This window comes from Pseudomonas sp. CIP-10, assembly GCF_020911845.1.
Classification (GTDB): Bacteria; Pseudomonadota; Gammaproteobacteria; order Pseudomonadales; family Pseudomonadaceae; genus Aquipseudomonas; species Aquipseudomonas alloputida.
In genome coordinates, this window is record NZ_CP087160.1 from 3,308,736 (window position 1) to 3,333,487 (window position 24,752).

Annotated in this window: 23 protein-coding genes; 15 read left to right on the forward strand and 8 right to left on the reverse strand. The window is 60.0% G+C overall.

Annotated features, from left to right (window positions below):
* Positions 1–80 precede the first annotated feature (80 nt).
* Both LMH93_RS15060 and LMH93_RS15065 read right to left on the reverse strand, forming a co-directional pair.
* The gene (locus LMH93_RS15060; protein ID WP_230064324.1) at positions 81–1,415 is read right to left on the reverse strand and encodes a sensor histidine kinase; all 1,335 of its coding nucleotides are present in this window, start codon (positions 1,413–1,415) and stop codon (positions 81–83) included.
* Positions 1,412–2,071 carry a response regulator transcription factor gene (locus LMH93_RS15065; RefSeq protein WP_014861096.1) on the reverse strand — a complete coding sequence of 220 codons (660 nt, stop codon included), beginning with the start codon at positions 2,069–2,071 and terminating at the stop codon, positions 1,412–1,414. Before LMH93_RS15065 ends, LMH93_RS15060 begins: the two co-directional genes overlap by 4 nt.
* A gap of 132 nt (positions 2,072–2,203) precedes the next feature.
* Between LMH93_RS15065 and LMH93_RS15070 the strand changes: the two genes are divergently transcribed.
* The 6 genes from LMH93_RS15070 to LMH93_RS15095 all read left to right on the forward strand — a co-directional run bounded on the left by LMH93_RS15070 (position 2,204) and on the right by LMH93_RS15095 (position 7,709).
* Positions 2,204–2,527: a PepSY domain-containing protein gene (locus LMH93_RS15070; RefSeq protein ID WP_230064325.1), complete on the forward strand. Its 324-nt coding sequence runs from the start codon at positions 2,204–2,206 to the stop codon at positions 2,525–2,527.
* Positions 2,528–2,618: 91 nt separating this feature from the next.
* A complete protein-coding gene (locus tag LMH93_RS15075; protein ID WP_003248166.1) occupies positions 2,619–3,089 on the forward strand; it encodes a DUF2271 domain-containing protein in 471 nt (156 codons plus the stop codon).
* Positions 3,090–3,114: 25 nt separating this feature from the next.
* Positions 3,115–5,295, forward strand: a complete 2,181-nt coding sequence (locus LMH93_RS15080) for a PepSY domain-containing protein (protein WP_230064326.1) — start codon at positions 3,115–3,117, stop codon at positions 5,293–5,295.
* Complete coding sequence (locus tag LMH93_RS15085) at positions 5,285–6,250, forward strand: FAD:protein FMN transferase (protein WP_047604930.1); 966 nt, start codon at positions 5,285–5,287, stop codon at positions 6,248–6,250. The genes LMH93_RS15080 and LMH93_RS15085 overlap by 11 nt, the downstream gene beginning before the upstream one ends.
* Positions 6,251–6,319: 69 nt before the next feature.
* Positions 6,320–7,021: a VIT1/CCC1 transporter family protein gene (locus tag LMH93_RS15090; protein WP_047604931.1), complete on the forward strand. Its 702-nt coding sequence runs from the start codon at positions 6,320–6,322 to the stop codon at positions 7,019–7,021.
* A gap of 211 nt (positions 7,022–7,232) precedes the next feature.
* Positions 7,233–7,709 (forward strand): GNAT family N-acetyltransferase, encoded by a 477-nt coding sequence (locus LMH93_RS15095; RefSeq protein WP_012052503.1) that lies wholly within the window; start codon positions 7,233–7,235, stop codon positions 7,707–7,709.
* Between the two features lie 74 nt (positions 7,710–7,783).
* On the opposite strand, the gene LMH93_RS15100 is transcribed toward LMH93_RS15095, so the two are convergent.
* The 3 genes from LMH93_RS15100 to LMH93_RS15110 are packed head-to-tail and all read right to left on the reverse strand — an operon-like array spanning position 7,784 to position 11,993.
* Positions 7,784–9,187, reverse strand: a complete 1,404-nt coding sequence (locus tag LMH93_RS15100; protein ID WP_230064327.1) for an ATP-binding protein — start codon at positions 9,185–9,187, stop codon at positions 7,784–7,786.
* A complete protein-coding gene (locus LMH93_RS15105; protein WP_230064328.1) occupies positions 9,184–10,998 on the reverse strand; it encodes a DAHL domain-containing protein in 1,815 nt (604 codons plus the stop codon). Before LMH93_RS15105 ends, LMH93_RS15100 begins: the two co-directional genes overlap by 4 nt.
* Positions 10,995–11,993: a cytochrome-c peroxidase gene (locus tag LMH93_RS15110; RefSeq protein WP_108191042.1), complete on the reverse strand. Its 999-nt coding sequence runs from the start codon at positions 11,991–11,993 to the stop codon at positions 10,995–10,997. The genes LMH93_RS15105 and LMH93_RS15110 overlap by 4 nt, the downstream gene beginning before the upstream one ends.
* 197 nt (positions 11,994–12,190) lie before the next feature.
* Between LMH93_RS15110 and LMH93_RS15115 the strand changes: the two genes are divergently transcribed.
* Together LMH93_RS15115 and LMH93_RS15120 are read left to right on the forward strand one after the other, a co-directional pair.
* Positions 12,191–13,561 carry an HD domain-containing phosphohydrolase gene (locus LMH93_RS15115; protein WP_060537933.1) on the forward strand — a complete coding sequence of 457 codons (1,371 nt, stop codon included), beginning with the start codon at positions 12,191–12,193 and terminating at the stop codon, positions 13,559–13,561.
* Between the two features lie 120 nt (positions 13,562–13,681).
* On the forward strand, positions 13,682–14,347 hold the full coding sequence (locus LMH93_RS15120; RefSeq protein WP_108191041.1) for an SOS response-associated peptidase: 666 nt from the start codon (positions 13,682–13,684) through the stop codon (positions 14,345–14,347).
* A gap of 272 nt (positions 14,348–14,619) precedes the next feature.
* Here the strand turns inward: LMH93_RS15120 and LMH93_RS15125 are convergent, their stop codons facing one another.
* Both LMH93_RS15125 and LMH93_RS15130 read right to left on the reverse strand, forming a co-directional pair.
* Complete coding sequence (locus tag LMH93_RS15125; RefSeq protein WP_017147651.1) at positions 14,620–14,877, reverse strand: hypothetical protein; 258 nt, start codon at positions 14,875–14,877, stop codon at positions 14,620–14,622.
* A gap of 86 nt (positions 14,878–14,963) precedes the next feature.
* A complete protein-coding gene (locus LMH93_RS15130; RefSeq protein WP_012052509.1) occupies positions 14,964–15,293 on the reverse strand; it encodes a hypothetical protein in 330 nt (109 codons plus the stop codon).
* A 448-nt stretch (positions 15,294–15,741) separates the two neighbouring features.
* On the opposite strand from LMH93_RS15130, the gene LMH93_RS15135 reads away from it, so the two are divergent.
* The 4 genes from LMH93_RS15135 (at position 15,742) to LMH93_RS15150 (ending at position 19,798) form a co-directional block, all read left to right on the forward strand.
* Positions 15,742–16,215: an OsmC family protein gene (locus LMH93_RS15135; RefSeq protein ID WP_054888804.1), complete on the forward strand. Its 474-nt coding sequence runs from the start codon at positions 15,742–15,744 to the stop codon at positions 16,213–16,215.
* A 175-nt stretch (positions 16,216–16,390) separates the two neighbouring features.
* Positions 16,391–16,810 carry an integrase gene (locus LMH93_RS15140; RefSeq protein ID WP_054888803.1) on the forward strand — a complete coding sequence of 140 codons (420 nt, stop codon included), beginning with the start codon at positions 16,391–16,393 and terminating at the stop codon, positions 16,808–16,810.
* 32 nt (positions 16,811–16,842) lie between these two features.
* On the forward strand, positions 16,843–18,429 hold the full coding sequence (locus LMH93_RS15145; protein ID WP_003248141.1) for an ABC-F family ATPase: 1,587 nt from the start codon (positions 16,843–16,845) through the stop codon (positions 18,427–18,429).
* Between the two features lie 175 nt (positions 18,430–18,604).
* Positions 18,605–19,798, forward strand: coding sequence for an MFS transporter (locus LMH93_RS15150; protein WP_070096703.1), 1,194 nt, complete (start codon positions 18,605–18,607; stop codon positions 19,796–19,798).
* On the opposite strand, the gene LMH93_RS15155 is transcribed toward LMH93_RS15150, so the two are convergent.
* The gene (locus LMH93_RS15155; RefSeq protein ID WP_185280281.1) at positions 19,760–20,806 is read right to left on the reverse strand and encodes an alpha/beta hydrolase family protein; all 1,047 of its coding nucleotides are present in this window, start codon (positions 20,804–20,806) and stop codon (positions 19,760–19,762) included. The genes LMH93_RS15150 and LMH93_RS15155 overlap by 39 nt on opposite strands.
* A 201-nt stretch (positions 20,807–21,007) precedes the next feature.
* Between LMH93_RS15155 and yghU the strand changes: the two genes are divergently transcribed.
* From yghU to LMH93_RS15170, 3 genes are all read left to right on the forward strand, one after another.
* Positions 21,008–21,850 (forward strand): glutathione-dependent disulfide-bond oxidoreductase, encoded by an 843-nt coding sequence (gene yghU / locus LMH93_RS15160; RefSeq protein WP_230064329.1) that lies wholly within the window; start codon positions 21,008–21,010, stop codon positions 21,848–21,850.
* A 378-nt stretch (positions 21,851–22,228) separates the two neighbouring features.
* Positions 22,229–23,179: an IS110 family transposase gene (locus LMH93_RS15165; protein WP_004577666.1), complete on the forward strand. Its 951-nt coding sequence runs from the start codon at positions 22,229–22,231 to the stop codon at positions 23,177–23,179.
* A gap of 159 nt (positions 23,180–23,338) precedes the next feature.
* Positions 23,339–24,693, forward strand: a protein-coding gene (locus tag LMH93_RS15170) for an IS3 family transposase (protein WP_230064330.1) whose coding sequence is annotated in 2 segments (ribosomal slippage) — positions 23,339–23,812 and positions 23,815–24,693 — 1,353 coding nt in all. Because the reading frame shifts where the segments join, the coding sequence is not laid out codon by codon here.
* The last annotated feature ends 59 nt before the right edge of the window (positions 24,694–24,752 follow it).

Consider the following 24,752-nt stretch of genomic DNA (forward strand, 5'->3'; position numbering starts at 1 on the left):
CCTTCATCTCCTTACATTCAACCTGACCAAGGCTCGGGTATCAGGAAAGCACTGTTGAACGTGGTGAGTTCCAGGGTCTTTCAGGATGGGGCAAGCGGTAACCAGATGCAGACTTCAAACCCATCGCGTCGGCCTGTTGCCGGGGAGAACAATGCCATGCGCGCGTTTACCCCCTGCACGATGGTTTTGGCAATCGCCAAGCCCAGCCCTGAACCACTGATCTCACTGTGACCGCGCACAAAACGCTCGGTCAGGTGCTCTAATACAGACTGCGGCACTGCCGGGCCGCTGTTGACTACCCGCAGCTGTGCCTGATCGGTGAGACTGACTTCGACCGGTTGGTCCGTTGCACCATACTTCAGCGCATTCTCAATCAGGTTGCGCAGCAGGATGCCAAACGCGTCCGGGTCAATGATCGAGTACACGCCGGCCTGACTTGGCAACTGCAACTCGATGCGCTGCCCGCTGCGCTGGTTCCACTCGTCGACGCCGTGGGCAAGCAACGGAATCAGGTCTTGTGGCGTTTCGGACAACAGCCCGCCGCCCTCCGCTTTGGCCAACTGCATGAGCTTTTCTGAAAGCCTTGAAAGCTCGCGCAACGCCTGCTCGATCTTCTGCGCACGCAGTCGCAGCGGACCTTCCGGCGCTTCGTGGTGTAACCGCTGGATCTGCGCCAGGGTCGAGGCCAATGGCGTGCGCAGCTCGTGAGCGCTGTTGGCGGTAAAGCTGCGCTCGGCCTCAAGGGCATTGCGTAAGCGCTCCAGCAGGTGATTGACCGCCTCCGCCAACGGATCGATTTCTGCTGGCAGGTGCGCCACCTTGATCGGCGACAAGTCACCCACACCGCGTGTTTCAATGGCACGACGATAAGCCCGCACGCTGCGCAGGCTGAAACGTACAAACAACCAAGTGCCCGCCAGGCTGACAGGAATCAACACCATTAGAGGCATCAACAACGCAAACAAGGCCTCCCGCGCGGCTTCACGACGATGACCAAGCGGTTCGGCCATCTCGATGAACAGTGTCTGGCGCAATGCGCTAGCGCCATACAATCGGTATTTTTCAGAAGTGGAAAAACCTTCAGACGGTTGTCGGTTGAAAATCTCCGGGTTGGCGTCGTGAGATTGCATCAGGATCTTGCCCTTGGCGTCGCGCACCAGGTAAGTCAGGTACTCCTTGTGCATCTTCAGCGTCGCGACGTGTTGTGCAGTCCGGGATTCTTCCCGATTGCTGATTTCCAGCACAGCCAAGGGCAGGATGCGTTGTGCTGTCTCTTCCAAGGCGCTATCGAACGCTTCGTTCAACTCATGCCGCACCACGAGCCAGGCCCCCACTGTCGCTACCAGCCAGAGTAAGGTCATACCAAGCGTCAGCCCCAGGCCGAGACGTATCTGCAGGCTCGAAGACGGCTTCATGCGGACATTAACCGGTAGCCCATGCCTCGCACGGTTTCGATCAGTTCGCGTCCGAGTTTTTTACGTAGACGGCTGATGTATACCTCGATGGTATTGCTCTCGATTTCAGCGCCGAACGCATACAGCCGCTCTTCGAGCTGCGACTTTGACAGCAGTGCGCTGGGGCGCTGCACAAACGCCTCGAACAGCGCCCATTCCCGCGCCGTGAGGTCCACCGTCGCACTGCCCCGCTGCACCGTGCGGGCACTCATGTCGACCTGCAAATCACCGAGTTTGATCTGTGGATTGGGGTTGCCGCTATAACGGCGGCCCACCGCTGCCACGCGGGCCGAGAGTTCAAACAGGTCGAACGGTTTGACCAGGTAGTCATCGGCGCCAGCGTTCAGGCCGGCGATACGATCGGAAATCTGATCCTGGGCGGTCAGGATAATCACGGGGGTCACGTCTCCTGCCGCGCGTTGTTGACGCAGAAAGTCCAACCCGCGCCCGTCCGGAAGCATCAGGTCCAGCAAGATCAGGTCGTAAGGCGTGCTGCGGACGCTGTTGCGCGCGTGGTCCAGGCGCTGTACCCAATCGACGGCGTGGCCGTCATCGGCAATTTGTTCGCGCACCGCTTCACCCAGGCCTGGAGCGTCCTCAACCAATAGAACCCGCATCTGACATCTCCTGAGATGGTTGCCTTGCAGCACCTTAATCGCCTTGCCTGATGTGAATCTGAAGATTCAGCTGGCTGTCAGGTAGGCACTTTAGGTTATGCCACAGACGCCGCCCTCGACAGGAGACAAGTCATGAAATCCGGTTTTATTGCCAATGCCACGCTGTTGGGCTTGCTGGTCAGCGGTTACGCCCTGGCCGGTGACGACTGCAGCGACCCGGTGAGCGACTGGCAGCCTCGCGAAACCTTGCGTCAGCAGGCAGAGCGGCAATACGGCTGGCGCGTGCAGCGCATCAAGGTCGACGACGGCTGTTACGAACTCAAGGGCCTGGACCGCAAGGGCAATGACATCGAAGCCAGCTACTCCCCGGCATCGCTGCGCCTGAAGACACTCGAGGTCCATTTGCGCAATGACGGCGATGCCAATGACTATCTCGGCAGCCCGCTCGCCGAATGACAACTCACCTGTCTATGAATTTTCCTGCCGTTCAGGTTGCTGTCAGCCGGCAGGTCCAGGCTCTCGACCTGACGATCAAGAGGACACGCTCATGAAGAAGATCATCGCAGCAACCTGCCTCATCGGCGCCATTACCTTACCGGCGCTGGCCCAGGCCCGTGAAGTGACCCTGACCACGCAGCTCAAGGACTACAGCGGCAATGATGCCTACCTGGCGATCTACGTCACCGACGCCAATGGCCAGTACCAGAAAACCCTCTGGGTGGCCGGCAAGAAGGCCAAATATTACAAGCACCTGGCCGACTGGGCCCGGGGCAGCGGGATGAACCCGAGCGAGTTCGACGGGGTCAGCGGCGCCAGCGTCGGCAGTGGGGGCACGCTGAAAGTCAGCGTGGAACTGGCGGACACGCTGATTGATGCCGGGTATCAGATCCGCATCGACAGCGCCGTCGAGGACAAACGCGACGCCCGCGGCGATGTCAGCGTGCCGCTGACCTCCAAGGGCGCAGGCAAGCCCGCGACCGGCAATGCCTACGTCGACGCCTTTACTTACGACCTGTAGCACCCGCCACCTCCGGAGGCTGAACATGCTTCGTCAGTTCCATTCCCTTCCTGGCCTGATCGCCGCCCTGCTGGTCATGGTATTGGCCATCAGCGGCGCGATTCTGTCTGTCGAGCCGGCGCTGGAGCGTCTGCACAGCACGTCCACTTCTGCCGGGCAACTCAACGTCGGCCAACTTGCCGGGCGCGTGGCCAACCACTTTACGGGGGTGGAGCAGATCCAGCGCTCAGCGTCCGGCACGGTGATCGTCTACTACAACCAGAACGGCAAGGCCGGGGCGGAGAAGGTCGACCCACTGACCGGCCAAGGGCTCGCCCCTTACGAGCCATCCGCGTTCACCCGCTGGGTGAAAGACCTGCACCGCTCGCTGTTCCTTGGCACGCCGGGCCATGGGGTGTCGGGTGTTGGTGCCCTGCTCATGCTGGCGCTGTCAGTGTCCGGCGCGCTATTGCTGGCCCGACGCCTGGGTGGCTGGCGCAACCTGCTACGGCCGCTGCGGGGCACTTTCAGCCAGCGCTGGCATGCTGAAGTCGGGCGACTGGCCTTGCTCGGGCTGTTGTTGTCGGCACTGAGCGGGGCCTACCTGTCCGCCACCACGTTTGGTTTTATCGCCGACGGCAGTCAAGCTGAACCCGCCTTCCCTGCCCACGTCAGCGCCGGCCCGGCCTTGCCGGTGACAAAACTGCAGGCCTTGCAAGCCACCGACCTGAACGACCTGCGCGAGCTGGTCTACCCGAGCCCCGGCAACCCTCGCGATGTGTTTTCCCTGCGCACAGCACAGGGCGATGGCTACGTGGACCAGGCCAGCGGCGCCTTGCTGTCCTATCAAGCCCACGACCCAATGCTCAACCTCTATGAATTGATCTACCAGTTGCACACTGGCGAAGGCCTCTGGTGGCTGGGCCTGCTGCTCGGGCTCTGCGCCCTCTGCGTGCCGTTGATGAGCGTGACCGGCATTCTGTTATGGTGGCGCCGCCGCAAAGCTGGCCCGCGCCTCCGCCACAACAGCCCTGCTCATGCCGCCGACAGCGTGATTCTGGTGGGCAGTGAAAACAACAGCACCTGGGGTTTTGCCAAAACCTTGCATGACGCCTTGCACCAGAGCGGCCATCAGGTGCACAGCGCGGCGATGAATGACTGGTTGGGCGATTACCCTAATGCCAAACGAGTGTTCATCCTCACCGCGACCCACGGTGACGGCGATGCGCCGGCCTCGGCTTCGCAGTTCCTGACGCGGCTGGCCAAAACCGGCGTCAAGCCCGGCCTACCCTTTGCGGTACTGGGCCTGGGCGACCGCCAATTTGCGCGATTCTGTCGGTACGCCCATCAAGTGCAGCATGCGATGTTGCAGGCCGGTGGCTCGCCATTGCTGGGGCTGGAGACCGTCAACCGCCAGTGCCCTCAGGCGTTTGCGCGTTGGGGCCACGCGCTGGGCGACGTGTTGGGGCAGGCGCTGGCGCTGGTTCACACCCCGCAGCAGCCGCGCACCCATTCATTGGAGCTGACAGAGCGGATTGCCTATGGCGAACAGGTCAATGCACCGACCCATGTCCTGCGCTTCAACGCTCGCGGCGGACTGCCGAATTTTCTGGCCGGCGACCTGGTCGGTATTCTGCCCCCGGGCAGCCCAATCCCGCGCTTCTACTCGCTGGCCAGTGGCGCCCAGGACGGCGTGCTGGAGATCTGTGTGCGTAAACACAACGGGGGCATGTGCTCGGAGTTTCTTCACGGCCTGGACATTGGCGCGCAGATTGACGCCTTCATTCAGCCCAACCCGCAATTTCGTCCGGCATCGGGCACGCACCCGGTAATTCTGATCGGCGCCGGTACCGGTATTGGTCCTTTGGCCGGTTTTATCCGCAACAACAAGGCCCGACACCCGATGCACCTGTATTGGGGCGGGCGCAACCCGGCCTCGGACTTTCTCTACGAACCGGAGCTCAACCAATACTTGTCGGACCGCCGCCTGACGCAATTGCACGCCGCCTTTTCTCAAGTCCAGGAGCGCAGCTACGTACAAGACCGGCTGATCAGTGATGCCCTCGCCTTGCGCCGGCTGATTGAAAAAGGTGCCCAAGTGCTGGTGTGTGGCAGTCGCGAAATGGCCAAAGGCGTGATGCAGGCCCTGGATGAAGTCTTGGCGCCCCTCCACCTCAGCGTGCTGATCCTCAAGGCACAAGGACGCTACCGTGAAGATGTCTACTGAGTTGCAGCGTTATAGCCTGAACGGCGAAACCATGGGCACCCGCTACACCGCCCTGTTTTATGCCGGGGCCGGGATGGATACCGACGAACTTGGCCAGCAGTTGGCCCGCGCCGTTGCCCGGGTGGACCAGCAAATGTCCACCTGGAAACCCGAGTCGGACCTTAACCGCCTCAATGCCGCCCCCGAGCAGGAATGGGTATCGGTGCCCAAGGAACTGGTCACGGTGCTGTCTGCTGCATTGCGCGTCAGCCGGCAATCCGGCGGCGCCTTCGACATCGCTGTCGGTGACCTGGTGAGCGCGTGGGGCTTCGGCCCAGCGGCGCGGCAGGTCACAACGCAGGTGATCGACTCCCCTGCGCCGCGCACCCGGCTGTTAGCCAGCGGCGCATTGGAGGTTGAGCCACAACGCAACCAGGTGCGCAAGCGCGTGCCGCTGAGCCTTGACTTGAGTGGGATTGCCAAAGGGTTTGGCGTGGATGAACTGGCCCGTTGCCTGGAAGGTTCAGGTATCACGCGGTACTTGGTCGGTATCGATGGCGAGATGCGCGCCCGGGGCGTCAAACCTGACGGACAATGCTGGGTCGTGGCGCTGGAAAAGCCCAAAAGGGGCGTGCGGGAAGTCATGGGCGTCATGGCGCTTAGCGATATGTCAATCGCGACCTCCGGGGACTACCGGCAGTGGGTCGACATAGCCGGTCAGTCCTATGCTCACACCATGAACCCGGCCACCGGCGCACCACTGTGCAACGCGCTCGCCGCCGTTACCGTGGTGGCGACCTCGTGCATGCTCGCCGATGCCTGGGCCACGGCGCTGATGGTCCTGGGCGAAACCGAGGGCCCTCGTCTGGCTCAGGAACGCGGGATGGACGCACTGTTCGTGCTGCGCGAAGGTGAGCAGTTCAGGGAAATATCCATTGTCGGCGGACAGCTGCAGGTGCAAATTGAAGCCCGCTGACGCCGGCTGCCGGCCCGCTCGGCACCCGTGCAACGTGAACCGCCTGATGACAGGGAGCCGCGTCAAACAATGAAATTCATGCACAGGCACACCGAGGCACACAGAAGTGATCGTATCGGCTGGCTACGCGCCGCTGTCCTGGGTGCCAACGACGGCATTGTCTCTACCGCCAGCCTGCTGATTGGGGTCGCGGCGGCCAACGCCAGCCACGCCACGTTGCTGGTCACCGGAATGGCGGGGCTGATGGCCGGGGCCATGTCCATGGCCGCTGGCGAGTACATTTCGGTGCACTCCCAGGCCGATACCGAGCGGGCGGACCTGTCCCGCGAACGGGCAGAACTGGCCAGCGACCCGAAAGCTGAGCACGCCGAACTCGCCAACATCTACATGCAGCGTGGGGTAGCACCCGAGCTGGCACATCAAGTGGCCGATCAATTGATGGCCCATGACGCATTGGGCTCCCACGCCCGCGACGAACTGGGCATCAGCGCCACGCTCACCGCCAAACCGTTGCAGGCCGCCCTGGCGTCCGCCGCGAGCTTCGTGGTGGGCGCCGCCTTGCCGCTGGCGGTGACGTTTGTCGCACCGGAGCACAGCGTGGCCCCCTGGATATCGGGCATGTCATTGGTATTTCTCGGGTCATTGGGGGCTATTGCCGCCAAGGCTGGCGGTGCCAGCATCATGACAGGCGCCTGGCGGGTGACCTTCTGGGGGGCGTTGGCCATGGGCGTCACGGCACTGGTGGGGCACTTGTTTGGCGCGGTGGTCTAGCGCGAGAATCGGGCCTCAGGCCGCGCCATTGGCGGCCTATGCATCGATCCTGCCTAATACCGTTCGGCCAGGGCGCAGAACTCAGCGTCGGAATATTCGGCCCAGTTTCTTCGATGTCATGAATTGTCTCAGCTCGTACGAATCAGACGATTGAAAAGGGGCAATGGCAGGCGCTATAAATCAGGTTTAAAGCCGTTCGACAAGGCACATCATGCAGCTGCATTTCCGGCGTCTCAGCGACGCCCCAATCGCTGACATCATCGCACTCAACAACAACCCCGATGTCTTGCGCCAAATGCCCTTGGGTCGTCCCGACTTTGACGAACGCAAATGCAAGGTGTGGGTTGCCCAAAAAGAGGCCCAATGGGCACTGAATGGCTATGGCCCCTGGGCTTTTTTCGTTGACGGTCAATTCGCCGGCTGGGGTGGCCTGCAGCAGGAAGACGGCGACGCTGATCTTGCCTTGGTGCTTCATCCAGACTACTGGGGGCTTGGCAGAGTGATTTTCGATGAGATCGTACGGCGCGCTTTCCAGGAGATGGGGCTAGCGTCCATTACCCTATTGCTTCCATCAACCAGAACTCGAATCAAAGGTATTCTTCGCCTGGGGTTTTGCCTTGACGCAGAGGTGGATATCGACGGCACGCCCTTCTCACGCTATCGGCTACTCGCCACCGCAAAACATTGACTTGTTGGCGGGATCGTCGGGGCACGCACCCCCTGCCCTTTTGGGGATGTGGCATACCCACCCCGCGTGCGCTATCACAGCGTTGCGCTCTGCTTTACCGGCAGTTGCACACGAAACGTTGTTCCCACTCCGACCTGGCTTGATACAGATATCTCTCCTCCATGTTTCTTTACAATGCCGTAGGAAAGGGACAGGCCTAGCCCGGTTCCTTGGCCGACGGGCTTGGTGGTGAAAAAAGGATCGAAGATTTTCTTGATGTTCTCCGGTGCTATCCCAGCGCCTGTATCCGCAACGTCGATGCACACCCAGCCGCCTTGATGAGCAGTGCCCAATGTGATGGTGCCCCGCTCGGGGCCCATGGCTTGGACGGCATTGAGCACAAGGTTCATTATCACTTGGTTGATCTGCGACGGCAGGCATTCGACAGGGGGTAACGGCTGGTACCGTTTTACCACGTCGGCTTTATGTTTCAGCTCGCTCGCGACGATGTTGAGCGTGGAGTCAATGCCCTGCTGCAAATCGGCTAATTGCCACTGCTGAGCGTTGTCAACGCGCGAGAAGTCTTTGAGGTCCTTGACGATATGCGCCACTCGACCGATTCCGTCCTTGGACTCCTTGATGAGGATCGGGATGTCTTCCATGAGAAATTCCAGCTCAGTCTGCTCACGAAGCCTTTGCAAGCGCCCAGTGGTTTCGTTTGCGCCGAGCATCAGTTCGGCCTCGCGATAGGCGTCGAGCATCGCTAACAGTTGTTGAAAGTACCCTCCCAGAGTGCCCAGGTTGGAGGACACGAAACCGATCGGATTGTTGATCTCGTGCGCCACGCCGGCGGCCATCTGCCCCAACGAGGCGAGCTTCTCCGATTGCACCAGCTGGCTTTCCAGCTGCTTGCGCTCCTCGATCTCCTGCTGCAGCGCCTCGCTGGCTTGGGTCAGTTGCTGGGTACGCCGCTCTACCCGCTGTTCGAGCTGGTGCATTTTCAGCGAGGCTCGTTGGGTCATTTCCCACTTGGTCAGCAAGGTGCTGGCCATTTGCTGGACCTCGATGTTGTCGAACGGTTTTTTCAGGATCAGCAGGCGATCGTGGGCCTGCAGCCGGTCGAGCAACTCATCCCAGGAATAGTCCGAGTAGGCGGTGCAGACGACTACCTGCAACAGCGGGTCCTCTTCCCACAGGTGCTCAATGGTTTGAGCGCCATCCCATCCACCTGGCATACGCATGTCGACGAAGGCTAACGCGTAAGGCTTGCTGGCCTGCAGCGCACGCTTCAGCAGGTCGAGCCCTTCCTCACCGCCATAGGCTGAATCGAGTTCGAATACCGGTCGGTCGTTCTTGATCTGCTCGCCAAACAACAACCCTTCCATCTCGTCCAGTTCTGTGTTCTGCGCTTTGGCCGGGGCAAGGATCTTGCGAAAATCCTCGTGGATAGTCGGCATGTCATCGATCAGCAGGATCCGGCGATTGGTCAGGTCACTCATGCAGGCTCCGTCACCGCGATCAGCGGGATCCTCAGGGTAAAGACAGCACCCAGGCCAGGGCCGTCGCTGTATGCGGTCAGGTGACCATTCATCTCGATGGCGGCCAAGGCGCAACTGTGCAAGCCGAAGCCATGCCCGTCTTTGCGCGTGGTGAAGCCATGGGCAAAGATCTTCTGCAGGTTTTCGGGCGCAATGCCTTCGCCTTCGTCCAGCACGCTCATTTCCAGCAAGCCCCCCTCAATGATGCGCGTCCTGAGGATCATCGTCCGTGGGTCGCTGCCGGGGCCGGACATGGCGTACTTGGCGTTGCTGATCAGGTTGATCAGTATCAGCAACAGCCGATGCCGGTCGCCCATCACCAGAGGCAGATCTGCGAAGTCGCGCACTACCCTCACCTGATGCCGGGTCAACGCGCCTGCGTTCATGCGCAGCGCGTCCTCGACCAGGTCGTTGACCGACAGCGGCACTGGCACATTTTTAGCCCCGGCGTAGGATTGCTGGGTGGCCACCACTTCCTTGATGTGGTCGATGCTCTTGTTCATCCGTTCCAGCTCGATCGCCATCTCCTTCTGTTCATCGGCAATCGCCTCGGTCAGCTGGTGGAGGTAGCCGGGAAGCAACCGGCCTCTGGGATCCTCGTCGAGAAACCGACCGATGTCAGTGGCATGCTCGCGGAACAGTTGCATGGCCTTGCCCAAACCCTGGGTTTTGCTGCTGCGCAACGTTCGAGCGATCAGATCAGAGGATGTGTTCACGCTGTTGAGCACGTTGCCCACGTTGTGCAACACATTGGTAGCGATCTCCGCCATGCCTGCTTGGCGCGCGGCGTTGAACAGCTCGCTCTGAGCGTTCCGGAGCGCCAGGGTGCGTTCCTCGACCCGCTGTTCCAGGACGTCATTGGCGCTTTGCAATGCGTTGTTGACCCGTCTCACCTCGGCGAAGCTGCGCACCAACAACGCAGCCAGGCAAATGACCGAGAACATCAGCAAGCCGGATAGCCATAACGTGTAGAGATGGTTTTTACGGTTGATCCTTTCAACCTGCTGTTGATCCCTGTCCAGGAGGCTGGTGATCGTATCCAGGCGCTCGGCAACCGGGATCGCCTCGATCCGTTCGAGCAGGCGGTTGACGACAGGTTGCTCGCGCAGGATCAACGCCACGTGATTGCTCAACAAATTGAGGGGCGTCTGGAATTCTTTGGGCAGGTTCTGCGCGTTAACAGCCAGGTTACCTAACCCCACCTCTATCTCGGCAGCCCTTTCCACAGAGGTAACCTGTGCGAACTCCAGGGCACTTAGCAACAGGTCATAAGTGTCAGTGACGAATACGTGTACCTCCGGCTGATTCGGGGCCAGCATGGTGTTGATCTGGGCCTGAATGCCGTCTTCGGCTGTGGGTAGAAATGCCAACGAATTTCGCAACAAGGCATTGTGCGATTTGAATTGCTCCACGAGCCGAGCCTTTTCCCCAAACGCAGAGAGAAAACCGTCATAGGCATCGCGCCACTGGTCTGAGTCAACGCGCCCTTGCTCGGCTTCCCGGCTGTCGAATCGTGCCCACAGCCGCTTCATCTCCTTGAGGGGGGTCACGAGTGGATCATAGTTATGGGAGACGGCTACTCGGGCCTTGAGCACCTCGTTTTCCCATACAGCATCCTGTTGCTTGAGCTGACGAATGAGATCTCGGGATTCATTGTAGGTCTGGGTCTGCTCTGACCCGGAATTCAGGTACAAGTACAGCAGCATCGACGCCAGTACAAGGACCAACCCACTGAATAGAATCAGGCTTGTGCGCCGGGAAATCACCCTCATGGCTGACCCGCCTTTTCAGCAGTAAGGGTTTTGAGGAACAGCATGATGAGCCTGCGGTCCTCATCGCTTGGGATTCGTCCAAGCTGATACTGAAACATCACATCGATCGCACGCTCCAGCGTAGGCGCCGAGCCATCGTGAAAATAGGGCGCGGTCATCGCCACATTGCGCAGGCTCGGCACTTTGAACACGCCCCGGTCGGCCTCCTCTCCGGTCACGTTGAAGCGGCCCTGATCCGCCTCGGTGGGGTTGCCGCGGTCCGCGATGTAGTCGCCGAACACGCCAAATTTCTGGAACATGTTGCCCCCAATATTCACCCCTTGGTGGCAGGCGATGCAGCCATAGTCCTTGAAGCGCTGGTAGCCGTATTTTTCCTCCAGGGTAAGCGCCTCGGTATCGCCCTGCAGGTAACGATCGAAGCGCGCGCCAGGGGTAAGAAGCGTCCTTTGGTAATCGGCCAACGCGCTGAGGATGTTGTCCTTTGTCACCGCGTCCGGGTAGGCATCCTTGAACGCCTGGCGGTAATGCACGTCTGCGGCGATGCGCTGCTCGATCACGCGCCAGTCTCCGCCCATCTCGTGAGCGCTGGTGATCACGGCCTCCCCCTGCTCCTCGAGTGACTCGACCCGGCCATTCCAGAATTGTCGGAAATTAAGGCTGGCATTGAGTACCGTTGGCGTATTGAGCGTAAGCGGCAGGCCATCTGCCCCTATGGAAAACGCCCGGTCATCGGCCCCGTACTTGTCCAGACGGTGACAGCTGGCGCAGGACCGTGTGCCGTTGCGCGACAACCGCGGATCGTTGAACAACTGGCGGCCCAACTCGACACGCCCAGGTGCCAGAGTGGGTATCGGAGGCAGCGGCTTGAGCGGCTCGTCCAGCGGCTCCGCCCCGCTGCCTCCGCTCAGAACGAGCAGCACCCACAGGCCCAGACAACGGCGCAAGCGCTGCAGGTGAAGAGCGGAACGATAACGACAGGTTGTGCGCGCTGACATCCGGGAGAATCCTTTTCCCTGGGCTGACGGACTTACAGAAGGGTGGTGCCATGCCGTCAGGTTAGATGCCTTCCAGACAATTTGCCTGCCACCCGCCACACCTTGCCCGGCACCTGTCACGAAAAAATGAACTAGCCTTTGACCTAAGCGCTCGTTGAGCTCGAGTGCCTCCATCGATCGATCACGTGAGGCCTGCCATGGACGTGCAACCGCCCCTGATTTCACCCTATCGGCCGACCGTGTTGCTGGTAGACGACGAGGAGTCGATCCTTAACAGTCTGCGTCGGCTATTGCGTGGCCAACCCTATGACGTGAAGCTGGCGACCAGCGGAGAGCAGGCACTGGCGCAGATGGCCGAGGGCCCGGTTGATCTGGTGATGAGCGATGCGCGCATGCCCGGGATGGACGGCGCCACCTTGTTGGCACAGATCAATCAGCATCACCCATCGACCGTCAGGATCTTGCTGACCGGCTATGCCGACCCAAGCGCAATCATCAAGGCCGTCAATGACGGTCAAATCCACCGTTACATCAGCAAGCCCTGGAACGACGACGAATTGCTGATGACCTTGCGCCAGGCCCTGGACCACCAGCATTCCGAACGCGAGCGCCAACGCCTGGAGCTGCTGGCACGTCGGCAGAACGCCCAGTTGAGACTGCTCAATAACGACTTGGAGAAACGCGTTGCAGCCCGTACCGCGGAGCTGCAGCAGACCGCTGACATGCTCGATCTGGCCTACGAAGAACTGAAACACAGCTATGTGACCGGGACCGAGGTGTTCTCGATGTTGGCTAATCTGCGGCTGCCTCCAGCCAAGCAGACCAATCGACAGATCATCGAACTGGTGCGTTGCTACTGTCGGGTCCACGCCTTGGACGAGGCGATAAGCCGCGATCTGGCCATGGCTGCGGCGCTGTACAACATAGGCAAATTGAGTTGGCCGGATAGCATGATCGTAGCCCCATCGGACCAGCTGATGCACGGCGACCGCGACCGCTATCGCGACTACCCACGCCAAAGTGAAGCGCTGCTGATGACCCTTGAGCCCATGAAAGATGCCGCGCGCCTGATCCTGCATCATCAGGAGCACTGGGACGGCAGCGGTTTCCCCGACCGGCTCAAGGGTGAAGCTATCCCGTTCGGCGCTCGCTTGCTCAAGCTGGCCGTGGACTTCGTTGAGCTGCAACGGGGTTTGATTCTTGAACGGCAGATGAACAGCGATGAGGCCTTGCTCTACCTGCGCAAGTACGCCGGCCGGTTGTATGACCCGGCACTCCTTGAGGACTTCGTCCAGGTTTGCGCCTCGTTCCACAGCGATCTCACCCTGGTAGACCCTGAAGTCCAGGTGTGTACCACCCGTGACCTGGCGCCGGGAATGGTGCTTGCGCGCAACCTGAACGCCGACAACGGCATGTTGCTGCTTAACGCTGGCAAGGTTTTGAGCGCCGCACTGGTGGAAAAGCTGGTGGCCTTTGAATCGATGGAAGGCGGTAAGTACTGCATTTTTGTAAGGGTCCCTTCGAACGACCCTATAACGCCTGGAAGATCAGACTTGGCGCCGTGTTGAAGGAGGTGGGGCGCTCATTCAGCCCGGCACCATCAGAACTGCGCGTACAGCACCACGTCGGCGTCATCCACACCGGAAATACACCCAAGCGCTATGCTTGCTCTGGCAGGAGGGTTGCGCATGTGTGGAAGGTTGAGTCAGTACCGAGGCATACACGACTTTGTCGAAACCCTGAGCCTGCCAGAGGCCTGGCGGAACAACGTCGGCGACCAGCCACTTGGCCGGTACAACGTCGCGCCGACCACGCCGGTGGCAGTGCTGCGAGTGGATGAAGCAGGCCCGCGGGCGGACCTGGTGAGATGGGGCTGGCGGCCGCATTGGGCGACCGACCGTGCCGCGCCGATCAACGCTAGGGTCGAAAAGGTGGCACACGGCCCCTTCTTCCGGGCGATCTGGCCGCACCGAGGCATAACGCCGATCGACGGCTGGTATGAATGGGTCGATGAAGGCGGACCGAAGAAACAGCCGTACTACATCCGACGCCGGGACGGGCGCCCTTCCCTTTGCGCCAGCATCGGCCAGTTCGCTGGCAGCGAGCATGATGGGTTCGTCATCATTACGGCCGATGCCCAGGGCGGAATGGTGGATGTGCACGACCGCAGGCCAGTGGTTTTGGCCCCAGACCTTGCGCGGGAGTGGATGCAAACCGCGATGCCCGGGGAACAGGCCGAGCAGATGGTGCTGAACCTGGGTGAGCCAGCCGAGGCCTTCGAGTGGTATCGAGTGAGCAAAGCTATTGGCAATGTGCGCAACCAAGGCGCCGAGCTGATACAGCCGCTTCAGTGAAGCGGTAGTAGACCATGCTGGCCCTAGTACTGGCAGCGCAACATCATCGACCACAGATGTGCAGGGTTTCGACTCGGGGACCGCGTCGACTTGGAACCCGCGCAGCACGACGACTGGTAACACCACCGTCCACAATGGCACTTGCCCAAGCCGTTACTGTTGAAATGGCACGACTCGACGAACAGGGAATACCATTATCGAAGGCTGTACAGATTCCAAGGCAGTCGACCTGCCCGTGGTTGCGGTGGGTCCGATCGCAGGCCTCGGCGAACTCACCTGGCAGAACAAGTTCCGCTTTTCTGACTTTCCACGTACTGTTCAGCCATAACCTTCCCTTCGAGAATGGCTTCTGTCGAAGAGGAGAAGGGTCGACTCACACGCAGGGTTCGCGCCGTTGCGCCCGGCTTCCCTACCTCGACCAACATCCCCGTGGGAAATTCGACGCTCGACTCCCACAGCACGTAAATCGATGCCTGGTAACCAAGGTAGGCATGCACGTAAAGGTCATGACTGGTGGACTGAAGGCTCATCACTTTCTCCAACTGGGCGCCTCAATGCGCTTTTGATGGAGATACGACTCAAGCGATCTGACGAGCGTTCCGTTTTCCCTGCATCGTTATCCGTGAAGACGCGAGCCTCTGCGCGGGAGTGGTTCTGGCCCTGGTGCTTTGGGCGCAGGAAACGCCTTGGCGACCCAGTCGTGAGCACGCTCGAGCGCCCAGGTCATCGCCGCAGACAGTTTCTGTCCACGGCAGTCAGGGTGTACCTCTTCGAGCAAGAGCACGCCTTTTTTCCCGTAGATACCCAAGAAAAGTTGAGTGACGTTTTCAAGTGAGAGTCGGGCTTGGATGTTGATTAAAGTGCCGCAGGGAAGGCGCTCATCGTAGTTGCGGGAATGCAACGCAGAATTGGCCCATTCCCAATAGATTTTGCCGCGATTACGCATGGAACGGACCTTGAACTCATATTCTTGACTGGAAAGACAGAATACACAGCTGTTCCAATGAATCCACTGCTGAAGGTGTGTGTTACATTTTTTTACAGCTGCTTTTCATTTAACAGCCGTGATCGCCCCCTCCTTCAAGCGCCGCGCGATCAGCGCACGGTCGCTCAAGGAAAGTGGCTACGGTGTTCCGCCAGGCGAGCGCCATGAATTACCGGCGGATGGACCACCTGGCCTAGCGGACAGGCAACCTGGCGCATGACGCATCACGTTCCGCAGCCTTGGCGTCGGTATCGGCCTTGGAGTTCCATCGGATCATTGCATGTGCTCGGATGGCTCATGCGTCGCTGCAAACACGAGATGCTGGTGGAGAGCCCTCAATCGAGAGCAAGATAACCGTGCCCAAGCGATGGGCAAGGTTTTCTGGCCGTCTTTCGACACAGGAGTGACCATGAAAGAACACCATTACGCTGTCACCGTAAATTGGATAGGTAACACGGGTGAAGGTACTGCCAGTTATACGGCGTACCAGAGAGACTTCAACGTGGAGGCTCCAGGCAAGGCACCTATCCTTGGCTCTGCCGACCCCGCCTTTCGCGGGAACCCTGAACGCTGGAACCCTGAAGACATGTTGCTGGCCTCGATCTCGGCCTGCCACAAGCTTTGGTATCTTCATCTGTGCGCAGTCAACAGCGTGAACGTCCTGGAATATGTCGACTACCCGGTGGGCCGGATGCTTGAAGGGGATGGCCAGCGCAAGGGCCATTTCAAAGACGCTGAGTTAAGGCCTCAGGTCATTATCAGCAGCCAGTCTGATCTGGATCTTGCAAGACGCCTGCATGACGATGCTCACCACGAATGTTTTATTGCCAACTCAGTCAACTTCCCTATCAGATGCAGTGCTGTTATCAAGCATCAGGACTAGATGTTCTGAATACAACTGCATCCGTTGTTTAACAATGGCTTCTAATCGACGCTATCAATAGAAGGGGGGGACACTCTTTCACTAGAGGCCGATAAAGGGCGAAAGCTGATAATCACGACCGACCGCGATCAATCCAAAGCGAAAACCTGACCAGACGAAAACCAAGCATCATCGGGTGGTCCTGTTAAACGAGCGCGCATTGAACGCCTTCAACCATGCCCAGCCAATCGCTACCCTTCACCGCATGGCGTCCAAGTCGGCCCACCCGACTAGCCCCTTCGTGTTCCAACCTAGCAAAGGTGGGCTGTGGATCAACGAGCCAAGTGTTACAATCCGCCCCTTCAAATCGGCGCTGAAGGCGCTGAACATCCGTGAACGCCGTCAGTACGACACCCGCCACACCTACGCCACCCTATGCCTGATGCCTGGGATGAACCCCGCGTTCATCGCGAGCCAGCTTGGCCACAGCGTCGAGATGTTGCTCTCTACCTACGCGAAATGGATCAGCTCCTCCTCGGACTGGAGGGAGCTGGAGAAGCTGACGCCCCGAGTCGAATTGGTCCAACATTGGCCCAAGACTGACCACAGGGCCTAAATACACCTCTGGAACCCCCGCAGGACAAGCACTTGATTTCTACCGCTAACATCACCATGCAGTTCGGCTCCAAGCCGCTGTTCGAAAACGTTTCCGTCAAATTCAACAACGGCAACCGCTACGGCCTGATCGGCGCCAACGGTTGCGGCAAGTCGACCTTCATGAAAATCCTCGGCGGTGACCTGGAGCCGTCCGCAGGCCAGGTCATGCTTGAGCCGAACACCCGCCTGGGCAAGCTGCGCCAGGACCAGTTCGCCTACGAGGAATTCACCGTGATCGACACGGTGATCATGGGCCACGGCCAGCTGTGGAAAGTCAAAGCCGAGCGTGACCGTATCTACTCGCTGCCGGAAATGACCGAAGAAGACGGCATGGCCGTCGCCGAGCTGGAAACCGAATTCGCCGAAATGGACGGCTACACCGCCGAGTCCCGCGCCGGTGAACTGCTGCTGGGCCTGGGTATTCCACTGGACCAGCACTTCGGCCCGATGAGCGAAGTGGCACCGGGCTGGAAGCTGCGTGTCCTCCTGGCCCAGGCGCTGTTCTCGGACCCGGACGTGCTGCTGCTCGACGAACCGACCAACCACCTGGACATCAACACCATCCGCTGGCTGGAAACGATCCTCACGGCGCGTAACAGCACCATGATCATCATTTCCCACGACCGGCACTTCCTCAACAGCGTCTGCACCCACATGGCTGACCTGGATTACGGTGAGCTGCGCCTGTTCCCGGGCAACTATGACGAGTACATGACCGCAGCCACCCAGTCGCGTGAGCAGCTGCTGTCGGACAACGCCAAGAAGAAAGCCCAGATCGCCGAGCTGCAGACCTTCGTCAGCCGCTTCTCGGCCAACGCCTCCAAAGCCAAGCAGGCCACTTCTCGTGCCAAGCAGATCGACAAGATCCAGCTGGCCGAGGTCAAGCCGTCCAGCCGCGTCAGCCCGTTCATTCGCTTCGAACAGACGAAAAAACTGCACCGCCAGGCCGTGGTCGTCGAAAAAATGGCCAAAGCCTTCGACGACAAGGTGCTGTTCAAGAACTTCGACATCACCGTCGAAGCGGGCGAGCGCGTTGCGATCATCGGCCCCAACGGTATTGGCAAGACCACCCTGCTGCGCACCCTGGTCGGCGAGATGACCCCGGATGCGGGCTCGGTGAAGTGGACCGACAGCGCCGAAGTGGGCTACTACGCCCAGGACCACGCCCACGACTTCGAAGACGACATGAGCCTGTTCGACTGGATGGGCCAGTGGACCTCTGGTGAGCAGGTTATCCGCGGCACCCTGGGGCGCATGCTGTTCTCCAACGACGAAATCCTCAAGTCGGTGAAGGTGATTTCCGGTGGTGAACAAGGTCGCATGCTGTTCGGCAAGCTGATCCTGCAGAAACCGAACGTGCTGGTGATGGACGAGCCGACCAACCACCTGGACATGGAATCGATCGAAGCGCTGAACCTGGCGCTGGAAAACTACCCGGGCACCCTGCTGTTCGTCAGCCACGACCGCGAGTTCGTGTCGTCACTGGCCACGCGCATCATCGAGCTGTCGGCCGATGGTGTGGTGGACTTCAGCGGTACTTACGATGACTACCTGCGCAGCCAGGGTGTGCTGGTCTGATTGAAGGCCAAGGCCTGGCCACCTTGTGTGGCTGGGCCTCTTCGCGGGCTTGCCCGCGAAGCCCCCCTCCCACCGACTGACACTGCCCGACGAATAATTCGTTAGCCTGCTTTCTTTTCCTTTGCGCAACGGCCATGATGGGACCACGCCCAACCGCCCGCCCGCGAAAGAGCCCATGACCGCGCAACAACCTGCCCCCGCCAGTCACACGCTGCACATCACCCTGCAGATCTTGTCGATCGTTTTCTATACCTTCATTGCCTTCCTCTGCATCGGCCTGCCGATTGCGGTGCTGCCCAGCTATGTGCACGACCAGCTCGGCTTTGGCGCAGTGATCGCCGGTGTAACCATTGGCCTGCAGTACCTGGCCACGCTGCTGAGCCGCCCGTTTGCAGGCAAGGTGGCGGACACCTTGGGAGGGAAACAGGCCATCCGCTTTGGCTTGCTGGGGATTGCCGGTTGCGGGGTGTTGACGTTGCTGTCAGCCTGGACCCTCACCTTACCGCTGCTGAGCCTGGCGCTGCTGCTCGGTGGACGTTTGCTGCTGGGCATCGCCCAAGGGCTGATCGGTGTGGCCACTTTGAGCTGGGGCATCAGCCAGGTCGGCCCCGAACACACTGCCAGGGTGATCTCGTGGAACGGCATCGCCTCCTATGGCGCGATCGCCATCGGTGCGCCGATCGGCGTGCTGGCCGTGGACGGGCTGGACTTCAGCGTACTGGGGCCGGCTTTGCTGGTGCTGGCAACCCTTGCCCTGCTGGTGCTTCGCAAGCGCCCCGACGTGGTCGTGGTGCGCGGCGAGCGCCTGCCCTTCTGGTCGGCGTTCGGCCGGGTTGCCCCGTGTGGCCTGGGTTTGACCCTGGCCTCAATCGGCTACGGCACCTTGACCACCTTCGTCACCCTGTATTACCTCGAGCGCGGCTGGGCCGGTGCGGCCTGGTGCCTGAGTGCGTTTGGTGTGTGCTTCATCATTTCGCGGCTGCTGTTCGTCAACGCGGTCAACCGCTTTGGTGGCTACAACGTGGCGGTCGCCTGCATGGCCACCGAAGTGCTGGGCCTGGGCCTTCTGTGGCTGGCGCCCTCGCCGCCCTGGGCGCTGGTTGGCGCCGGGCTCACCGGTTTCGGGCTGTCGCTGGTGTACCCGGCATTGGGCGTGGAGGCGATCAAACACGTCCCCAGCAGCAGCCGCGGCGCAGGGCTGGGTGCCTATGCTGTGTTCTTCGACATGGCCTTGGCCATTGCCGGCCCGGTGATGGGCGCCGTGGCGGTACACCTGGGGTATGCCTCGATCTTCTGCGTGGCGGCCCTGCTCGCCTTGGCCGGGGTTGGCCTAACGTTGTGGCTGGCGCGGCGCGCCCGCCGTAGCTGAACGCTCAGCCGGCGCTGGCGCGCCCAGCGCCTGGCTGAAGAACGCTGCCGTTTCTCGCTGCAGCGAATGATGGATATGCCGGCGGTCGACGCCGTCGGCGTCCTTGCACAGCGCCGGCATTCGCGCGTACTGCTCGGCATCGCAGTGGGCCATGAACACGAAATGCCCGGCACCGGCCAACAGGCGGTAGTCCGGTGTGACCGGCAGTTTGCGGGCCAGGGCCTCGGCATTACGGTCTACGGCCACAAGCTGATCGCTGTCGCCACTGTAGATCAGTGCGGGAACCTGCACCCCGGCCAGCGCATGGCGCCCGAACAACAGGCTCAGCGGCGCCATCAACATGACCGCCCCCACTCGCGGGTCGGTCTCGGGCGCCAGTTCGCTACGGTCGGCAATCAGGATGCCGTGGGTCTTGCAGGCGTCTGTGTCATGCGGGCGCTCCAGGCAGTACTGACGCAGACGGTCCAGGTCGGGGCGTGCGCCAGACAGGATCAACGCGGTTTCTCCGCCGGCCGAGTAGCCAATCACGCCCACCTTGCCTTCATTCAGATAAGGCCCGACCACTGCATCATCACGCGCTGCGGTGATCGCCGCGCTGACTTGCAGCGGCCGCCCATAAAGATTGCTCAGGGTGCCAAGGCGACTGTGGTCGCGCACGTTGTCCCCCGGGTGCACCACCGCCACCACCACGAACCCTTGCCGCGCCAGCGACGTGGCCAGGTAATGCAAAGCCAATGGGCTGCCCGTATTGCCGTGAGACAGCACCAGCAACGGGAATCGCCCCATGGCGACGGGCGCCTCTTCGGCCACGTCGACGGGATACCCGTCTATACGGCTGATACGGGTTTTGCCAACGGCCGGGTAGAACGCCAGCGCTTGCATCGGGCGGCTATCGACCGGGTCGGTCAAGGTCATAAAGTGCAGGCCGGCAACCCACGGCGCGGCCTCGGCGCGGGCCAACAGGCCGCCGAGCAGGACCAGCGCCAACACGCAGCGTGCAAGGGTCATCGGCCAGCGGTTCCTTGCAGGACGAAGGGATAACCCAGCATAAAACCGGCCGGCGTTGTGCCGGATGAAAACTGGATGAAACCGCCGTCATGCAAGCTGCGCCTGCACCCTGTGCATTTGCGCATTGCGTCGAACCCATGGCATAGATGCAGGTCAACGTTTTCACGTGACCGTTTTCGCGCCTTTGAAGGAGATTCATGCATGAGCAAGCCTGCCTACGTGCCACCCAAAGTCTGGCGCAACGACGCAGCCTCCGGCGGCCAGTTCGCCAGCATCAACCGCCCGGTCGCCGGCCCGACTCACGACAAGGACCTGCCGCTGGGCAAACACCCGCTGCAGCTGTATTCCCTGGCTACGCCCAACGGCATCAAGGTCACCATTGCCCTTGAAGAGCTGCTTGCCCTGGGCCACGCCGGTGCCGAATACGATGCCTGGCTGATCCGCATCGGCGAGGGTGATCAGTTTTCCAGTGGCTTCGTCCAGGTCAACCCCAACTCGAAGATTCCCGCCCTGCTCGACCGCAGCGTGGAGCCGCCGGTGCGGGTGTTCGAATCAGGTTCGATCCTGCTGTACCTGGCAGAAAAATTTGGAGCGTTGCTGCCTAAATCGCCGGCTGCGCGCACCGAATGCCTGAACTGGTTGTTCTGGCAGATGGGTGCGGCGCCTTACCTGGGCGGTGGTTTTGGCCACTTCTACGTGTATGCACCGGAAAAGTTCGAGTACGCCATCAACCGCTTCACCATGGAGGCCAAGCGTCAACTGGACGTACTTGATCGTCGCTTGGCCGAAAGCCGTTATCTGGGCGGCGAGGCATACAGTATTGCTGATATTGCCGTGTGGCCGTGGTATGGCCAGCTGGTACGCGGCAACCTGTATGACGCGGCGCAGTTCCTGGCGGTTGACGAGTACCCGAACGTACAGCGCTGGGCCGAGGACATCGCCCAGCGCCCTGCTGTGCAGCGCGGTACACGCGTGAACCGTACCTGGGGAGATGAACACAGCCAGGTGCCGGAGCGCCATAGCGCCGCCGACCTGGCAGGTTGACGCAAACCGTGTGGAGCAACTGTCTTGCTCAATTTCCATAAGCTGGCGCGATCCGTGTGGGAGCGGCCTTGTGTCGCGAAAGGGCCGCGAAGCGGCCCCAGCATTATTTGCATCGACGCTGAAATCCCGGGGCTGCTGTGCAGCCCTTTCGCGACACAAGGCCGCTTGTGTCTTGATGGGGGATTAGAATCTGGAGTGAGAGCGGTGAATGGCAAGCTGAATGCCGTAGGTGCCTTGAGCACGTGTGGGAGCACAAGCTGCCATTCACCGTTCCACTTTGGCGAGAGCCCGAACAGTTGGATGCGGCTCTGATCTCGAATCACAAGCGTGGGCCAAGCCAAAGTCCTCTCACTGTGTTGAGTTTAGGAGGTTTTGGTGATGGCTTCCTTCTTGGGTATCGATGTTTCCAGTCTCTCCCTTGATGCTGCGGTGCGGCCACAGGGCATCAAAATGCATTTAAGCAATGATCCCACAGGCTTTGAGGCGCTACTGGAGAGCCTTCGCAAGCTCAGTATCAAGCGCGTCCTGTTAGAGGCGACGGGTGGCTACGAGCGAGATGTCATGCGTTTTCTACAGGACGCTGGCTACAAGGTCATACGCGTTAATCCCAGGCGAGCCAGGTCATTCGCTGACTCTCTAGGCATCAAGGCCAAGACTGACGCCATCGACGCCGAGGTTCTGGCGCACTATGCCGAAGTCATTCCAGATCAACCCTCCCTGCGAATCAGCCCCGAACGAGCGCTTCTGCGAGAGTTGCTTCAGCAACGTGATCGGTTGGTTCAACAGCGAGATGACGACCTGCGGCGCCTGAAGCAGGTGCAATCGACTGCAGTTGCTAACTACCTGAATGCCAACCTGAAACACTTCAAAGCGCAGATCAAACTGGTTGAGCGTGAGATCGAACAGCAAACCGCGATGCTGAACGACGAACGGGTTACCCAACTGATTAAAGTGAAAGGCATTGGGATGGTGACAGCGGGCAAGCTAGTAGCGCTGCTGCCGGAGCTGGGTCGGGTTGAATCCAGAGAAATTGCCTCCCTGGTCGGAGTGGCGCCCTTCAACCACGACAGCGGGAAATTCATGGGCAAGCGCTCTATCTCTGGCGGACGATTTGCGGTCAGGCGATCGCTGTACATGGCATGCCTTGTGGCGATGAGATACAACCCAGCACTCAAGGCTCGTTATCAGTCACTGCGGGAGCGCGGAAAACTTCCCAAAGTCGCTATCGTGGCCTGCATGAGAACGTTCATCGTGCGGTTAAATGCCATGCTCAGAACGGGTACATCATGGCTCGATCTAGTGCTACCGCAGCCTGAAAGTACAACGTAAATCCAGAACGCAGCGTGAGCCGCGTGGAAGCGGGCTTGCCCGCGAAGCCAACACCGTGGTGGATTGCACGGGCTTCGCCCGTGTTCGCGGGCAAGCCCGCTCCCACAGGGATGGACTGCCCCCAAGAAGTTGGACACCAATCCAACCCTTGGGGGATCTATGGGTAAGTACACCGAGCAATTCAAGCTCACAGCGATCACAGCCTACCTGGATGGCAGCAACGGTTTCCGAAAGGTGGCTCAACACTTAGGTATCGATTTCAGCCTGCTTCGACGCTGGGTGGCCAGTTATCAGGCCAATAATGGCATTGTTACAGGCTCGCATGGGCGGCGCTATACCAGTGATTTCAAACAGCAGGTGCTTAGCTATATGCACGAGCATCGGCTTTCGCTGCGCCAGACCGCTGCCCACTTTGGTCTTGGGCAGTCCTCTCAGATAGGCATTTGGCAGCGGCAGTACTACAGTGGCAGTCCTGCACCCTCTACTGCCATCAAGCCAAGAAAGCCAATCGACGTGTCGAAGAAGATCAAGCCTGCCAAACCCACCGATACCAATGATGATCAGAAGTCTCGAGATCAGCTGATGGCTGAACTTGAGTACCTGCGCATGGAGAATGCTGTCCTAAAGGAGCTCAAGGCTCTGCGCGAGGAAAAGGAACGAACACGCGGGAAAAAGCCCTGATCGTTTCCAAACTCAAGCGCAGGTTTCCTTTGCCTGACCTCCTTCAGTTGGTCGAGCTGGCGCGCAGCACCTTCTACTACCAGCTCAAAGCTCAGCAGAAGCCAGACCGGCATGCTGAGCTCAAGGCATTGGTGCATCGCGTCTATCACGAGCAGAAACGGCTTTATGGTTATCGCCGTATCGCACTCGTAATCAGGAAGGAAAAGCGGGTGAACAAGAAGGTCATTGAACGGCTGATGGCTGAGCAGGGATTGAAATCAGTAGTGCGCCCCAAGAAATATCGCTCCTATCGAGGTACCGTCGGCAAAGTGGCAGCGAATGTACTGGAGCGAAATTTTATCGCTCAACGCCCAAACCAGAAGTGGGTGACTGACGTAACCGAGTTCAAAGTAGCTCAGCAGAAGCTCTATCTGTCGCCCGTGATGGATTTGTACAACGGCGAAATCGTGGCCTACGAAATGGCCAGCCGCCCGTGCTATAGCCTGGTTGGGAACATGCTTGGCAAAGCGCTCGATTGCCTGGGAGAGAAACCGAAGCTCGTGCTGCATTCGGATCAGGGATGGCATTACCAGCAGGCGCAATACCGCCGTAAGCTAAGCGAATGTGGGGTAAAGCAGAGCATGTCTCGAAAAGGCAATTGCCTGGACAACGCGGCCATGGAAAGCTTCTTCGGCACGCTCAAATCTGAGTTTTTCTACCTGAAGCGTTTCGAGAGCATTGATGAGCTGAGAGCGGGTCTGGATGAGTACATTCACTACTACAACCATGATCGCATCAAGCTGAGGCTCAATGGCCTGAGCCCTGTGGAGTACAGGGCTCAGGCTGCAGCTTAAAACTGTCCAACTTTTGGGGGGCAGTCCAGGGAAGGCGCCAGCTTTTAGAAATTGAGCAA